Source organism: Embleya sp. NPDC020630 (assembly GCF_044334985.1).
In the GTDB taxonomy this organism is placed as follows: Bacteria; Actinomycetota; Actinomycetes; order Streptomycetales; family Streptomycetaceae; genus Embleya.
Genome location: NZ_JBIRUB010000013.1, coordinates 114,315 through 129,429, shown reverse-complemented (window position 1 = coordinate 129,429; position 15,115 = coordinate 114,315). Strand labels below are relative to the sequence as shown.

6 protein-coding genes and 1 riboswitch are annotated in these 15,115 nt (G+C 72.9%); of the genes, 1 reads left to right on the top strand and 5 read right to left on the bottom strand.

Annotation, left to right across the window (positions count from 1 at the left end; all coding sequences use genetic code 11):
* Positions 1-616: 616 nt before the first annotated feature.
* Positions 617-773: riboswitch (cyclic di-AMP (ydaO/yuaA leader) on the top strand.
* 6 nt (positions 774-779) lie between these two features.
* The gene (locus ACH4XV_RS34155) at positions 780-1,742 is read left to right on the top strand and encodes an NlpC/P60 family protein (RefSeq protein ID WP_395796206.1); all 963 of its coding nucleotides are present in this window, start codon (positions 780-782) and stop codon (positions 1,740-1,742) included.
* A gap of 134 nt (positions 1,743-1,876) precedes the next feature.
* Here the strand turns inward: ACH4XV_RS34155 and ACH4XV_RS34150 are convergent, their stop codons facing one another.
* From ACH4XV_RS34150 to ACH4XV_RS34130, 5 genes are all read right to left on the bottom strand, one after another.
* Positions 1,877-3,661, bottom strand: a complete 1,785-nt coding sequence (locus ACH4XV_RS34150) for a methyltransferase (RefSeq protein ID WP_395796205.1) — start codon at positions 3,659-3,661, stop codon at positions 1,877-1,879.
* A gap of 151 nt (positions 3,662-3,812) precedes the next feature.
* Positions 3,813-5,642 carry an acyl-CoA dehydrogenase gene (locus ACH4XV_RS34145; protein ID WP_395796204.1) on the bottom strand — a complete coding sequence of 610 codons (1,830 nt, stop codon included), beginning with the start codon at positions 5,640-5,642 and terminating at the stop codon, positions 3,813-3,815.
* 92 nt (positions 5,643-5,734) lie between these two features.
* Positions 5,735-11,725, bottom strand: a complete 5,991-nt coding sequence (locus tag ACH4XV_RS34140; RefSeq protein WP_395796203.1) for a beta-ketoacyl synthase N-terminal-like domain-containing protein — start codon at positions 11,723-11,725, stop codon at positions 5,735-5,737.
* Between the two features lie 507 nt (positions 11,726-12,232).
* Positions 12,233-13,396, bottom strand: a complete 1,164-nt coding sequence (locus ACH4XV_RS34135; protein ID WP_395796202.1) for an ROK family protein — start codon at positions 13,394-13,396, stop codon at positions 12,233-12,235.
* Positions 13,393-14,928, bottom strand: a complete 1,536-nt coding sequence (locus ACH4XV_RS34130) for an APC family permease (protein ID WP_395796201.1) — start codon at positions 14,926-14,928, stop codon at positions 13,393-13,395. Before ACH4XV_RS34130 ends, ACH4XV_RS34135 begins: the two co-directional genes overlap by 4 nt.
* Between the last annotated feature and the right edge of the window lie 187 nt (positions 14,929-15,115).

Here is a 15,115-nt window from a genome sequence, read left to right as displayed (position 1 = left end):
GACGCACGGATCGATGTCAATGGATCATGTCGCATGACTCATGTTGAACATCTTGTTCACACGGCTTGATTCCACCCCGCCCCCGCGTCAGCCCGGCGTGGGCTGCGCCGGGGGCGGCATCAGGGCCGTGCGCAGGGCCGGGTCCGGGAGGGCTTCCGGACCGAAGACGGCCAGGCGGATCAGGGCGTCCTCGCGGCGGCGGTACGCACCACAGTGACGGCTCCCCGCACGTTTGTCCGGTGGAAACCCCTCTGCCGGGGTGCGGGTGCGGGGTGCGGGCCGACCCGATGCCCGGAATGTGATGTAGCCCGCATGGATAAAACGGACATAAATTATATAGCCGACTTCGGGTTGCAATTCATTTTCGGTGGCCGGCGACGGATCTCGACTATTTTCCGTTACCGCTCCGTCACGCCACTCTCCGAGATATGCCCTCGTCATCGCGGGTGCTTCCGACCGAAGCCGGCCGAGATGTCACCTTTATTCCGCCTTTACGCTCCGCGCAAAGTCTGCGATTCGGTTGTGATCTCCCCATCGCATTGCCTACCTTTCTCGCCGATTCACCTTTCGGGTGAACCCTGCCGCCGGTACGCCGAATCCCGTCGCCGGCAGCGGGATGTCTACAGCGAAGAATCCGACGGGAGCGGGGGAACCAGGTGAATCGCCGTGGCCGGGATCGTTCCGGTGACGGCTAGGGGTGAAGTCGCGTGAAGCGACCGGGCTGCTCCAGTCCGAATCCGACAGCTCACCTCGTAGGCGACAGGAGAGGACCCCATTTCATGCTGTCCGCAAACGCTCGCCACCGAGCCGCCCGCCCCGCCAACGTCCGCCGCTTCGTCGCGGCGGTGGGCATCGCCGGCATGGGAGCCGTCATCCCGGTCGCCGGCGCCGGTGCGGCCCACGCACAGGTCCCCACCACCGACCAGGCCCCCACCGGCGCCTCCGCCGTGCTGTCGGCCACGCCGACCGCCGCGGTCGACAGTGCCCCGGTCCAGGCCGAGGTCGCCGCGCCCGCGGCCACCACCGCCGCGGACAAGGCCCGCTACCTGGTCCAGGCCGGTGACACGCTGTCCCAGCTCGCGCTGACCAACAAGGTCTCCGGCGGCTGGCAGAGCCTGTACCAGCTCAACCGCGACGTGCTCCCGTCCGGCCCGGACCTGATCGAGATCGGCCAGACCCTGCGGCTGACCGGCTCGGCGCCCGCGCAGCCCAAGGCGGAGGCCCCGGCCAAGCCGAGCATCCAGGTCCAGCCGAAGACCACGGTCACGGGCAAGACCGCGCCGAAGCCGACGAGCAAGCCGTCGGTCGACGTCGCGGCCAAGCCCGCCGCCAAGCCCGCCACCGGCGGCTCGAAGGGCAACCAGGCGCCCACCGGCGGTTCCTCGAACGCGTCGAGCAAGGCCCTCCAGGCCGTCGCCTTCGCCAAGGCGCAGGTCGGCAAGCCGTACGTGTACGGCGCCACCGGCCCGAACGCGTACGACTGCTCGGGTCTGGTCCAGGCCGCGTACAAGGCGGCGGGCATCTCGCTGCCGCGCGTGACCAACGACCAGTTCGCCGCCGACCCGCACGTGTCGATCGCCAACCTGCAGCCCGGCGACCTGGTGTTCTTCTACTCGGGCATCAGCCACGTCGGCATCTACATCGGCGACGGCAAGATGGTGCACGCCGCCAACTCGCGCAAGCCGGTGGAGATCGCCTCGATCAACACCATGCCGATCGCCGGCGCGACCCGCCCGAACTGATCGCGCGACCCGGCCGCGGCGGCGCCCGGGTGAGCATCGCACAGCAGTGACAGCAGTGGCCGGTGCCGTGCTCCCGACCGTGGTCGGGAGCACGGCACCGTTGCACGCCCGCTTCCTGCACGTGCGCCGGGTGCCTACTCCTGCGTAAGACGCGGTCGGGCGGTGAGTACCGCCATGTCCAGCGGCAGCGGTCGCAGGTCGAGCAGTTCGAAGCCGCCCTCGGCCAGCAACGCGCGATACTCCGCCACCGTGCGCTCGCGGCCCCGGGCGTTGGTCATCATCTGGATGTCGAAGCGCAGCGGCAACACCGACCCGCCCGCCTCGACGATCGGCCGTTCGACGATCGCCAGGCGTGCGTCGACCGGCATCGCCCGGGCCAGCGCCCGCAACACGACCAGGCACTCGGCGTCCGCCCAGTCGTGCAGGATCCGGGCCAGCAGGTACACGTCTCCGCCGCCGGGCAGCGGATCGGTGAAGAAGTCGCCGACCACCAGATCGCACCGGTCCTCGGCGACCGATGCGGCGAGCAACTCCCGGGCGGCGTCGACCACATGCCCCCGCTCGAAGAGCACCCCGCACGCGGTCGGGTGCTCGCGCAACACGCGTAGGAGCAACTCCCCGTCGCCGCCCCCGACATCGACCACCGTCGCGGCCGGCGGCAGGTCCAGGGCGGCCGGCACCGCATCGAAGACGATCGTGCCGAACGCCATCGCCTCCCGGAACAGCCGGGCTTCGTCCGGGTGTTCGGCGAAATACTCGAACGACTCCCGGCCGTGCACCCGGGTGAACGCGTCCTCGCCGGTGCGCACCGTGTGTTCCAGGCCGAGATACGACGTGAAGAACAGGCCGCTGTACAGGTCCGCCAGCGCGGCCAATGATCCGTCCCGATCGGTGCGCAGCAGCGCACCGCGCTCGGTGAGCCGGTAGTGTCCGTCCGCCTCGACCCGCAACACCCCGTGCCCGGCCAGCAGGCGCATCAGCCGCCCCAGGCGGTCCGGTTCGGCGCCCGCCGCCTCGGCCAGCTCGGCCACCGACCGTGACCCGTCGCCGAGGCGGTCGGCCAGGCCCAGCCGTGCCGCGACACCGATCGCCTGGGTCACCCAGGCGCCGGTGACCAGGTGCAACATCTCCCGGGTCGGGTCCTCGCGCGGCGGATCCTCGTGCGCCGGCGAACCGGCCCGACCGGACGCAGGGTTCGGAGCCGCGTGGCGCCGCAGCACCTCGGGATACGAACCGGTGGCCAGGATCTCCAGGCGGCGCGGCCAGCGGTCCGAGGCCGGTTCACCGGTGCTGCGGAAGTACAGCACGAAGGTGTCCTCGTGCGGATTGAAGCCGCCGCCGTCCCGCAGTACCTCGTCCCGGGACACGAGCAGGTCGTGCAGATCCAGGAGGGTGACCGGAGTCGGCTCGACCACGCGGAAGGCGAAGTGCGTCTCGCCGTTGCGGACGCGCTCCTCGGCCCGTAGTCGGGCGAAGTCGGCTCCCGGGACCGGTGCCACGGCGAACAGTTCGAGGTTGCGGCCCTCGCAGGCGGCGACCCCGTCGCCGGGCAGCGAGCAGCGCACGATGTGTACGTCGACCGATTCCGCGCGCAGGCCGAGGCGTTCGGCGATGCGGTTGCGAACGACGGTGCTGGGCACGACCTCTGTGGTGCGTAATCCCCAGTGCGGCAGTCGGTCGAGCAGGTCGCCGAGCCGCTCCGGGAAGACGAGCAACGCGGCGTGGTCGAAGCGGCAGTGCCGGGACACCATGTCCACGACCGCGTCGGGAACTCCCGGCGGCAGCGCGGCCCGGAGAATGTCCGCCGCGCCGTGTCCGCACACGTGGTCGATCAACGCGCGGATACGGTCGGCGTCCGGATCGGACAGGTACTCGGGGGCGATCCCGGTCGGGACGGCCGTCGAAGGTGCAGGGTTCATCGAAGCTCCGTTTGTCCGTGGTCCGAGAGGTGGTGCGCGCGCGTCCCGAACGGCCCGGCGGGGGTGCGCGGGTCGGGGCGGGGCGCCCTGTGGAGGGATGGGGAGTCAGGAGGGTGGCGTCCGGGGAGGCGGATCCGGGGGCGGCGGGGCGTCACGTCGTCAGGTCGCCGATCGGGTCGTCCCCGGCCAGGGCGCCCCGGACCAGGTGCGGCGGTACGTCCAGCAGGTCGACCAACGCCCGGGCGTGCGGCGCCAGTCGGGCGCAGGCGGCGTCGATCCGGGCCGACAGGGCGCGGACCTCGTCGGCGCTGAGCAGACCGGCGGCCAGGAACCAGCCGTCGTGCGCGGCGACTTCCTCCAGAACCCGGACCAGGCACAGGTCGTCGAGCACCGGCTCGGGTACGCGGTGCCCGAACGTCGGGCGGGCGTCGTGGATCAGCGCCTCGACGGTGATCCGCGCCGCGTGCGCCTCGCCCAGGCGCTCGGCGGCATCGGCGCAGTCGTTGCGGAGGACGAACGGGTCGATCCCCCGCTTCGCGCCGATCCGCAGCCGCTCGACGAGTTCTTCGTGCAGCAGTCGCTCACGGGCGCGGAACAGGCCGGCCCAGCCGGCGCGTTCGAGGGGCGCGGTGGCGCGGCCCGGGGCGTCGGGAGCGTCGGCGTCGTCGGGGGCTGCCGAGGGCTCGTAGTCGACGCCGGTCGCCATCGACCAGCCCGCGTCGAGGAGGATCAACTGGTTGTCGCCGCCCGCCGCGTTGAAGGCCATCGCCAGGCCCTGGTAGTCGATCAGCCGGTTCTCCGCGAAGAAGCCGAACGCGCCGCTCGCCCGCCGACAGCGCGACACGGCCTGTTCGGCGAGTCGATCGGTGGTCACCTTGAGCAGCGAGGCGGTGCGCATCGTGGCCGGGGGCAGACCCCGATCGGCCCCCCGGTGCACCGGCAACCGCCAGCACAGGTCGGTCGCCCGGCGGGCCAGCACCGTCGCGGTCAAGGCCGCCGCGTGGGCGCCGAACAGTGCGCGCTGCTGGTTGCGGTGGGCCAGCGCCGGGGTTTGCGGATCGAAGGGGCCGACCGTGCGGCGCCGGTGGGCGTGGGCGAGGGCGATCGCGGTCGCGGCGCGCGTGACGGCGGCCATCCCGGTGGCGATCGCTCCCCACGCGAACCTGCTCTGGCCCTGGCTGCGCCGGCTGCGGGCCGCCGGGTCGAGCGGGTCGTGATGGCCGTCCGGCACGGTGATCGTGGCCCCGTCGCGCAACCAGCGGTCGGCGGGCACCCGGACGTGGTCGAAGCGTACGGCCGCGTAGTCCAGCGGCAGCAGACCGGTCGGCGGTCGCGGCGTGATCACCACCCCCGGGCACGGGCCGACCTCGTCCCGCAGCGGCACCAGGAACAGCCCGGTGCCCCGGCCGATGCCGTCCACCACGATCCGCGCGCCGACGACCGCCACTCGGGGCGCACCGGAAAGGCCCACGTTGGGCGGGTACTTGCTCGCCCCGGCGTCCGGGGTGTGCAGGTCGAACGTCTCACCCACCGGGTCCCAGACCGCCTCGGTGCGGATGCCGGCCGAGCTGTTGCCCCGGCCCACCTCGGTCATCAGCGCGGCGCCGATCGTGGGGCCGAGGGCCAGTTCGGCGATGTCCTCGGGGCTCGCCCCGAAGTCCAGCGCGGGGCCGAGGGTCATGCAGTGGTGCAGGAACATCACGTGGAACACGCTCGGGTCGACGATCGCGGCGAGTTCGAGCAGTTCGCGCAGGTACGCCGGATGGTGCAGGAGCGGATCATCGCCGGATATGCGCTCGTGCAGCCACCGCACCCGGCGGTAGGTCAGCGCGTCCCGGACCGGCCCGGCGATCGCCGCGTCGGGCCCCGCCGGCGGATCGAAGAGCACGTCGGCGAACAGCTTGGCGGGGTCGGGGAAGGCGGGCTCGGTGGGCGCAACGGGGGTGTTCCCCATGGCTGTTCGCCGGGCGTGCTCGGTCATCCGGGTGGCTCCTGACACAAGGGGTGGCCGCACGACGCCGGGGGCCGGCGGTGCGGTGGTACGACGGGCGGACGGGGTGCGGACGGGGGTGGTCACCGATCTGCCGCGTCGAGCGGGAGCCGGAGCAGCCAGGATTCGACCGCCGCGACCACCGGTCCGGCGTGCGCGTCGAGCACCGAGAAGTGGTCACCGGGCACGTCCACCCGGGTGTGCGGGAGCGCCCAGTCGGCGGCCCCGGCGAGCGGTCGTTCGGCCCGGAGCAGCAGCGTGGGCGTGCCGATCGGCTCCGGTTGCCGGGCGGTCAGGATGCGGAGGTAGGCGCCGGTCGCGGTGAGCCGGGTCGGGCCGGCGTCGATCGGGTCGGCGACCTCGGGGCGGGCGTCGATCCAGGAGTCGGCGTCCGCCCCGGACCCGGCCCGGGGCGCGGCGAGGATCGTCGGCAGCGCCGTGGCGAGGAGTTCGGGATCCGGTCGGGAGGTGTCGAGCAGGACCACCCCCTCGGCCGGCCGGCCGAGCGCCTCCAGACGACCCGCCACCGCGTGGGCGATCAGGCCGCCGGAGGAGTGGCCGCACACCACGAACGGAGCCGAACCGTCGCGGCGTTCCAGACCCGCGACGTGTGCCGCGACGAGGGCGTCCAGGTCGCGCGGCAGCGGTTCGCCGGCCAGGAAGCCCGGTTGGGACAGGATGTGGACCGTACGCACGCCGGCCCAGTGGGCCACGAGGCGGGCGTACTCGTGCGGCCCGCTCATCGGCAACACCGAGGGCAGCCAGACAAGTTCCGGGCGCGCCTCGCCCCGGGCCCGGGTGCGGCCGATCGAGGCGTGCGCGGGCGCGCCGGCCGCGTCGAAGGCGGGTCGCAGTCGCGACGCGCTCGCGAGGATGTCCAAGGCGACGGCGGCCTGCCCGTCCGCGCAGGCTCGCCGCACCAATCCGGCCAGTGCGTCCGGCAGTTCGGTGGACGCCGCGACGGGCGGAGCGGCGTCCACGACCCGGGTCCAGACGTAGTCGGCGAGTCGGGCCGGGGTGGGGAGGTCGAACACGACTCCGGTGGGCAGCCGGACACCGAGCAGGTCGGTCAGCCGGCGGCGCAGGAGGGTTGCGGCGAGCGAGTCGAACCCGTGTTCCTGGAAGGCGCGATCGGCCGGGATCTCGTCGGCGTCGGGATATCCGATCACGTCGGCGGCGATCCGCCGGACCAGGTCCGACACGGCGATCCGGCCCTCGGCTTCCGGGAGGGCGCGGATACGGTCGGCGGTTCCGGCGGTGTCGGCCTCGGCGGGTGGGTCGGGCGTGCGCGACAAAGGAGCGGCGGGCGTCGACGTGTCGGGCAACCAGTACCGCTCCCGCCGGAACGGGTAGGTGGGCAACTCGACCAGGTCCCGGGCCTGTCCGGGGCAGAGCGACCGCCAATCGACGGACACACCCTGGACGTACGCGTCGGCCATCGACAGCAGGAACCGCCGCATGCCGCCGTCGCCTCGGCGCAGGCTGCCCACGGCCACCGCGTCCCGCCCGGCCGCCTCCGCACTCTCGTGCACGGCGTGGGTGAGCAGTGGATGCGGACTGGGTTCGACGAAGCAGCGGTGGCCGTCGGCGAGCAGCTTGCCGACGGTGGTGTCGAACGCGACCGGCAGGCGCAGATTGCGGTACCAGTACTCGGCGTTCATCCTCCGCGTGTCCAACCGGCCGGGGTCGACCGTGGAGTACAGCGGGGTGTGCCCGGCGCGCGGGGTGATCCCGGCGAGTTCGGCGCGCAGGCGGTGTTCGGCTTCGGCCACGTGTGCCGAGTGCGAGGCGTAGTCGACGGGGAGTCGGGCGACCCGGACGTTCTCGGCCCGCAGTTGGGCCAGCAGCGCGTCCACCTCGGGGGCGTCCCCGGCGAGCACCACCGAACGCGGCGCGTTGACGGCGGCGATGCTCACCCGCCCGTCCCGTAGCTCCGCGCGTGCTCGGAGTTCGTCGGCGGACAGCGCGACGGAGGCCATCGCGCCGCCCGCGAGTTCGCGCACCACCCGGGCCCGTACGGCCACCACCCGGGCGGCGTCGGCGAGCGACAACGCTCCGCATATGTACGCGGCGGCCACCTCACCCTGGCTGTGCCCGACCACGGCGGCGGGTCGGACGCCGTACGCGCGCCAGAGTTCGGCCAGCGAGACCTGCGTGGCGAACAACACCGCCTGGATCACCTCGACCCCGTCCGCCGGCGGACCGTCGGCGGCGCCGCGCAGGACGTCGAGCGGGGACCAGTGCAGGTGTTCGGCCAGGGCCGCATCGCAGGCGGCCATGGACCGGGCGAACTCCGGCGACTCGGCGAGCAGTCCGTCGACCATGCCGGCCCACTGCGACCCCTGGCCGGGGAACACGAACACCGCCTCGCCGACGGGCCCGGCGTTCCCGCCGACCAGGTCCGGCGTGTCCTCGCCCGTGGCGAGCGCGCGCAACGCGGCCCGATAGGCGGCCGGTTCGTCGGCGACCACGACGGCGCGGTGCTCGAAGCCCGTCCGGGTGCGGGCAAGGGTGTGGCCGACGGCGGCCGGCGCGAAGTCGGCCCGGACGGTGGGGTGATCGGCCAGCCGTTGGGCGAGTACCCGCAGCGCTGCCGGGGTCTTCGCGGACAGGACCCAGGGCACGGGCCGGCCCGGCGCGGCGGGGCGTGCGTCCGGCGCGTCGTCGGCCGCATCTGCCTCCGCCACCAGTACATGGGCGTTGGTGCCGCTGATCCCGAACGCCGATACACCCGCGATGCGGGGGCGGGAGGCGGACCTCGGCCACGGGGTCGCGGCGGTCAGCAACCGAACCGTCTCGCTCGACCAGTCGACGTGGGGGGTCGGCGCCTCCACGTGGAGCGTGCGGGGCAGCATGCCGTGGCGCAGTGCCAGTACCGTCTTGATCACCCCGGCGATCCCGGCGGCGGCCTGGGTGTGGCCCAGGTTCGACTTGATCGAGCCCAGCCAGAGCGGAGCGGACGCGCGGCGCCGGCTGCCGTAGCCGGCCAGGATCGCGCGGGCCTCGATCGGGTCGCCCAAGGGGGTTCCGGTGCCGTGTGCCTCGACCGCGTCCACCTGGTCGGCGGTCAGCCCGGCGTCGGCCAGGGCCTGGTGGATCACCTGCTCCTGGGCGCCGCCGTGGGGTGCGGTCAGCCCGTTGCTCGCGCCGTCCTGGTTGACCGCTGAGCCGCGCAACTCGGCCAGGATGGCATGGCCGAGGCGCCGGGCGTCCGAGCGCCGTTCCAGGATCAGTACGCCCGCGCCCTCCGCCCAGCCAGCGCCGTCCGCCGCCGCCGCGAACGCCTTGCAGCGGCCGTCGGCGGCCAGCGCGCGCTGCCGGCTGAACTCGACGAACGAGCCGGGGCCGGCCATCACGGTCACCCCGCCCACCACGGCCAGCGTGCACTCGCGGCGGCGCAGCGCCTGGCCGGCCAGGTGCAGGGCGACCAGCGACGACGAGCAGGCGGTGTCCACGGTGAGCGCCGGACCGGTCAGGCCCAGCTGGTAGGCGATCCGGCCGGACGCCACACTCGCGGCGTTGCCGGTGAGCAGCCGACCGTCGAAGCGCTCCGGGGCCTCGCCGACGCGGGGCGCGTAGTCCGGGGCCATCATGCCGACGTAGACGCCGGTGGGTGTACCGCGCAGGGTCGTGGGGTCGATGCCGGCCCGCTCCAGGGCCTCCCACGTGGTTTCCAGGAGCAGCCGCTGCTGCGGATCCATGGCCAGTGCCTCGGCGGGGCCGATGCCGAAGAAGCGGGCGTCGAAGTCGGCGGCGTCGGCGAGGAATCCGCCGTGTCGCACGTACGAGGTGCCCGGGTGGTCGGGGTCGGGGTGGTATAGCCTCGCCGCGTCCCAGCCGCGATCGGTGGGGAATTCGGTGATCGTGTCGCGGCCCTCGTCGAGCACGCGCCACAGGTCGGCCGGGGAGACGATCCCACCGGGGAAGCGGCAGCCCATCCCGACGATCACCAGGGGTTCGTCGTCGTCTCCGGCGGCCGGCTGCGGCACGACGGTGTCCTCGGGTTGCGCCTCGCCGCCGAGGGCGGCCAGGTGTCGGGCCAGCGCGCGCGGGGTCGGGTGGTCGTAGACCACAGTGCTGGGAAGCGGAATCCCGGCGGCGTCCGACAGGCGCAGGGCCAGCCGCACCGCGGCCGCCGACTGAAGGCCGAGCGAGCCGAACGAGGCGTCGGGCGCGACGGGTTCGACCGGGTCGGCACCGACCGCGCCCGTGGTGAGGTCGAGGACCAAGGCGAGCGCGGCGGCTAATCGCGGCGCCGGGGTCGCGGGGCCGACCGGGTCGGCCGAGTCGGCTGGGTCGGCTGGGTGGGCAGGGTCTGTCGGGTCGACCAGGTCACCTGAGTCGCCTGAGTCCGCTGGGCGGTCCGAGTCGGCCACCGCCGAGATCGCCCGGTCCAGGTCGGTCGCCCCCGTCCCGCCCGCCCCCGTCGGGCCCCCCGCATCCCCAGCCCGGCCGCCGCCCCCCGCGCCGGTCCGGCTCGCCAGCAGCTCCGCCAGCCGGCCGCGCGCGATCTTGCCGGTCGGGGTGACCGGCACCTCGTCGACCACGATCAGCGCCAACGGCCACTTGTACTCGGCGACTTCCCGGCGGGCCAGGTGCGCCCGGATCCCGTCCAGGTCGATCCTGGCACCCGGGCGCAACGCGGCGACTGCGCACGGATATTCGCCCAGCCGGGCGTCCGGGCGGGCGCCGATCGCGACGGTGGCGAACTGCGGCAGCTCGTCGAGCACCGCCTCGACCTCGGCGGCGCCGAACTTCAGCCCGCCGACGTTGATCGACTCGGCGTGCCGGCCGTGGAAGACCACGGTGCCGTCCTCGGCGAGCGCGGCCCGGTCCCCGGTACGCAACCAGCCGTCGGCGGTCATCGCCGCGCGGGTGAGTTCCGGGTCGCCGAGGTAGCCCCGGAACACATGCGGCCCCCGGTACTGGAGTTCGCCCACCTCGCCGGGCGCGCACGGCGCACCGCTCTCGTCCAGCACCCGAACGCGGGCGTCCCGTATCGGGCGACCGATGCTGCGAGCGGCGACCTCGGGTGGATCGTCCGGGAGGGTGTACGTGCCGGCGCCGAGTTCGGACATGCCCCACTGAACGATCGTGCGGGCCCCGGCGACGCGACGCAGTTCCGCGACCAGCCGGCCCGGCACGGCGGCGCCGCCGGTGCGGACCTCGCGCAGCCGGATCGGCGGGTGGCTCCCGGTTCGGCCCACCACGTCGCGCAGTTGCGCCGGGACGGCGAACAGCACGGTGGCGTCGACCCGGGCGGCCAGATCGGCGAAGGTCTCGACGTCCCAGGCGGGGAGCAGCGCCTGACGATGGCCGACCAGCACCGACAGGTGGACCGACAACAGGCCGAACAGGTGGGTGAACGCGCTTGCGCTGACGATCGTGTCGTCCGCCCGGACCCGCCCCTCCCGGGCCACGGTCGCGGCGTTCGCGAGCAGCCCGGCATGGCTGTGCAGGCAGAGTTTGGGCCGGGTGGAGGTGGTTCCGGAGGAGGGCAGCAGCACGAACGGCTGCTCCGGGCGTACCGGAACCGGGCGCGGCCGGCGGCCGGCGTATGCGCGCAGCAGCGCCGCGAACGAGCGCACGTCGGGCGTCTCGGTGACCTCACCGGTCACCAACAGGCGGGTGGGGACGGCCAGTCCCGCCGATATTCGACGCGCGTCACCTGGTTCGTCCCGACCGCGCCACGCGGCCGGCAGCACGAGGACCCGGGGCGTCACCCGTTCCAGCAACGACCGCAGTTCGCGCGGGCCCAGGGCCAGATGCAGCGGCACCATCACCGCGCCCAGGTCGGCGATCGCGACATGCGCGAGCAGGAACTCCCAGGAGTTGGCCAGCCGCACCGCCACGGGGTCGCCGGGGCGCACGCCGAGGTCCTGGAGTCCGGCGGCCAACGCGTGCGACTCGGCCCGCCATTCGCGCCAGGTCCGGGTGTGTTCCCCGTCGGACACGGCGGGTGCGTCGGCCCACGCGGCGGCGGCCTCGGCGAACAGGTCGGGCAGCGTACGCGGGTCCTCGACCCGGTCGTGCATCGTTTCGTCGATCAGGTAGTCGCCCACCGTGATGGCCATCCGCACCTACCCCCGCACACCGAATGGGCCGCCACACGCCGACCGTTGCGCACACAGGCGGTGACCATGGCGCGCGTATGCGTGTGCATGGTGCGGGTGGGGCGCACATCTTGTCAAGACGAAAGGGTCTTATCGGTCGATCATTTCGATCGGGATGCGAGGGCCCACGTGCGGCGGGCGTTGTCGGGAGCCGGCGGAAGTCGCCCGGCATCGGCCGCAATCGCACACCGGGCGGGGCGAATTCGGAGCGGTCGTTGTCCGGGTGGGGGCGAATTCCGACGCGCATATCGCTGTACCGCGCCCGAATTCGGCACCGGTGGCGAATTGGGGCCGAGCCCGGTACACGTTCCGAATGCGGTCCGGGCGCATTCGGAACGTGTACCGGGCGGATTGCGAGCGCACTCGGTACGCTCCCGGCCCGCGTGCCGGACCGATCCGGTCCGCAATTCCCGCGTCATTCGAGCGGATTCCGGGCACGTCGAGCACGTATCGACCCGAGGCGACCCCTTACGGTCGCCCGGCTTTGGAGGTCGCCCCGGCGGTGGCCGTCGGCAGGCCGGCCAATTCGGTGGCGAGCGAGAGGGCGCCTCGCAGGGACGCGTCCTGGAGGAAGCGGGCCGGGACGACCACCGGCGGGAAGGGCACGGCGGTGCGGATCCGGGCACGCAGCGCGGCCAGCACACGCGGCGCGGAACGCATCAGGCCGCCGGTGATCGCGATGCGTTCCGCGTCGATCGTGATCGCCAGATTCGCGATGTGGACCGCGAGTTCGTCCAACGCCTCGTCGACCAGGGCCCGTACGCGCGGATCCGGGTCGGTGAACAGTGTGGCGGCGTCCACCTCGTGGCCGAGCAGTTCGCCGCCGCGCCTGCCCAGGCCGCTGCCGGCGGTGTACTCCTCCAACGGCGCGCGCCCGGCGCCGAATCCGACGTCCGCGCGGTCCCGGAGCAGGTAACCGATCTCGCCCGCCGCGCCGTTCGCCCCGGCGAGGACCCGCCCGCCGAGCACGATCGCCGCGGCGATCCCGGTGCCGAGGGTGAGCAGGATCGCCGGATCCGCGCCGCGCAGCGCACCCCAGCGGGACTCGGCCAGCGCCGCCGCCTTGCCGTCGTTGCCGACCGCGACCCGCTCGGGGTCCAGGTCGAATCCCTCGGCCAGGGTGGCCGCGAGCGCCAGATCCTGCCAGCCGGGCACGTTGGGCGCGAGCAACACCCGGTCGGGCAGCACGATTCCGGGGCTGACCGCGCCCACCGCCGAGCAGTGCCCGCCGGTATCGGCCGCGGTCCGCGCGACCAGGTCGCGCGCCGCGTGCATCGCACGCCGCACCGCCTGCTCGGCGCCCTCGCGGGCGTCGGTCTCCAGCCGTTCGCCGGCCAGCACCGTGCCGTCCGGCCGCGCGGTCGCCACCGCGATCTTGGTGCCACCGAAGTCGATGCCACACACGAACGACTCCCCCACCCCCGCGCCGGAGCGGGCGAACACCCGCTCCGGCGCGGGAAGGGTGCCGGGTGCGCCCGGGGTACGGAGCGCGCCGGCGGCGTCGGTGCCGCCATACACCCCGTTCGCGCCGACCACACCGGAGGCATCGGCCGCTCCGGAAGCGCCGGGTGCATCCGGAGCGCCGAATCCCTCGGCGGCGGCGGGATTACGATCACCGCCGACCGCCCTCATGCGGGCTCCGCGAGGCCGCCGCCGGTCGCACCGGCTCCACCCGGCCCGACCTCGCTCGCCGCCGCCCCGGCCGGTGCCGGCTCCCCATCGACCTTGCCGTCCACATCCGCCTCGTTCCGGTTCAAGTACACCTCGTCGATCTCCCTCGGCCCGAACGGCCAGGTCCGCTCCACCTTCGCCCAGATCAGGAACGCCAGACACCCCAGCGCCACCCACGCCAGCGACCACTCGATCGGATGCCGGTCGGGCGAATTCTTGTCCGCGTAGCAGAAGATCGCTATCCAACCGACCAAGGAGACCACGGCCGGAACCGGATAGAGCCACATCCGGTAGGGCCGGCGCAGCCCGGGTTGCCGGCGGCGCAGCACGATCAGCGCGGCGACCTGGGACACCGCCTGCACGATCACCATCACCGCGGTCAGCAGCACGATGATCGTGTTGAAGTCGGTGTGGTTGCCGATCAGGAAGCCGGCCGCGGTCACCACGCCCATGGTGACCAGGCCCACGGTCGGGAACCGATGGCGCGGGTGCAGCCGGGCGAACTGCTTGAAGAACACCCGGTCGCGGGCCGCGTCGAAGGGCACCCGGGAGCCGCCGAGCAGGCCGGCGAACACCGACGCGAAGGCGGTGATCAGGATCAGCACGGTCACCGTCTGCGCCGCGCCCTTGCCCCACGCCTTCTCCAGGACCAGCGAACCGATCGACGAGGAACCGGAGATGGTGTCGGTGTCGGTCACCCCCAGTACGCCGATCTGCATGATCAGGTAGATCCCCATGATGCCCACGATCGAGTAGACGATCGAACGCGGTAGCACCCGACCGGGGTTCTTGATCTCGGCGCCCAGGTAGGCGGTGGTGTTGTACCCGAGGTAGTCGTAGATGCCGATGTTCAGGCCGCCGACGAACGCCAGCCAGAAGGCGGTGGTGCCCATGTCGAACGCGCCGTCGGGGTAGGTGAAGGCCAGGTCGGCGTCGAAGTTGGTGTAGCACGCGATGATCACCGCGCCGACGCTGATCAGCATCACCACCCACATGATGGTGCTGAGCAGCCCGATCGATTCGATCCGCCGCCACAACAGCAGCACCACGAGCACCACCACGCCGACGCCGACGACGTCGCCCTCGGTCTGCGACATCGAGGGCCACAGGTATTGCAGGTACTGCACCATGCCCAACACGCCGGTGGACATGATCAGCGGGATGAACAGGATGGCCGTCCAGACGAACAGGAACGGCATCAGCCGACCCGTGCGGTACTGGAATGCCTCGCGCAGATAGATGTACGTGCCGCCCGCGCCCGGCATCGCGGCGCCGAGTTCGGCCCAGATCAGGCCGTCGGCGAGGGCGAGCAGCGCGCCGGCGAGGAAGCCGAGGATGGCCTGCGGACCGCCGAAGGTGCCGACCATCAGCGGGATTGTGACGAACGGCCCGATGCCGCACATCTGGCTCATGTTGATCGCGGTCGCCTGGAACAGGCCGATCCGGCGGACGAATCCGCCCTCCGGCGTGGTCGTTCTCGGGCCGGCGCTCATCGTGGACCTCCTGCAGAGGGGTACCCCCGGGGGACCGCCGGGGGTCGGAACGATGGTGCGGAGAAAGGGACTTCGGACAGCGGCCGAGTGCTCGGGTCCGTCGGTTTGTTAAGTAAAATTCCTTAACTAATCTCCGTCAAGAGCGCCCGGGGATCGAGGCCACATCTTTGCCCTTCCGTGGCGGTTA

Bases quoted from the DNA above. Each gene is read 5' to 3' on its own strand.
- ACH4XV_RS34130 (WP_395796201.1), bottom strand. From the start codon at position 14,928: ATGAGCGCCGGCCCGAGAACGACCACGCCGGAGGGCGGATTCGTCCGC.
- ACH4XV_RS34155 (WP_395796206.1), top strand. From the start codon at position 780: ATGCTGTCCGCAAACGCTCGCCACCGAGCCGCCCGCCCCGCCAACGTC.
- ACH4XV_RS34150 (WP_395796205.1), bottom strand. From the start codon at position 3,661: ATGAACCCTGCACCTTCGACGGCCGTCCCGACCGGGATCGCCCCCGAG.
- ACH4XV_RS34140 (WP_395796203.1), bottom strand. From the start codon at position 11,725: ATGGCCATCACGGTGGGCGACTACCTGATCGACGAAACGATGCACGAC.
- ACH4XV_RS34135 (WP_395796202.1), bottom strand. From the start codon at position 13,396: ATGAGGGCGGTCGGCGGTGATCGTAATCCCGCCGCCGCCGAGGGATTC.
- ACH4XV_RS34145 (WP_395796204.1), bottom strand. From the start codon at position 5,642: ATGACCGAGCACGCCCGGCGAACAGCCATGGGGAACACCCCCGTTGCG.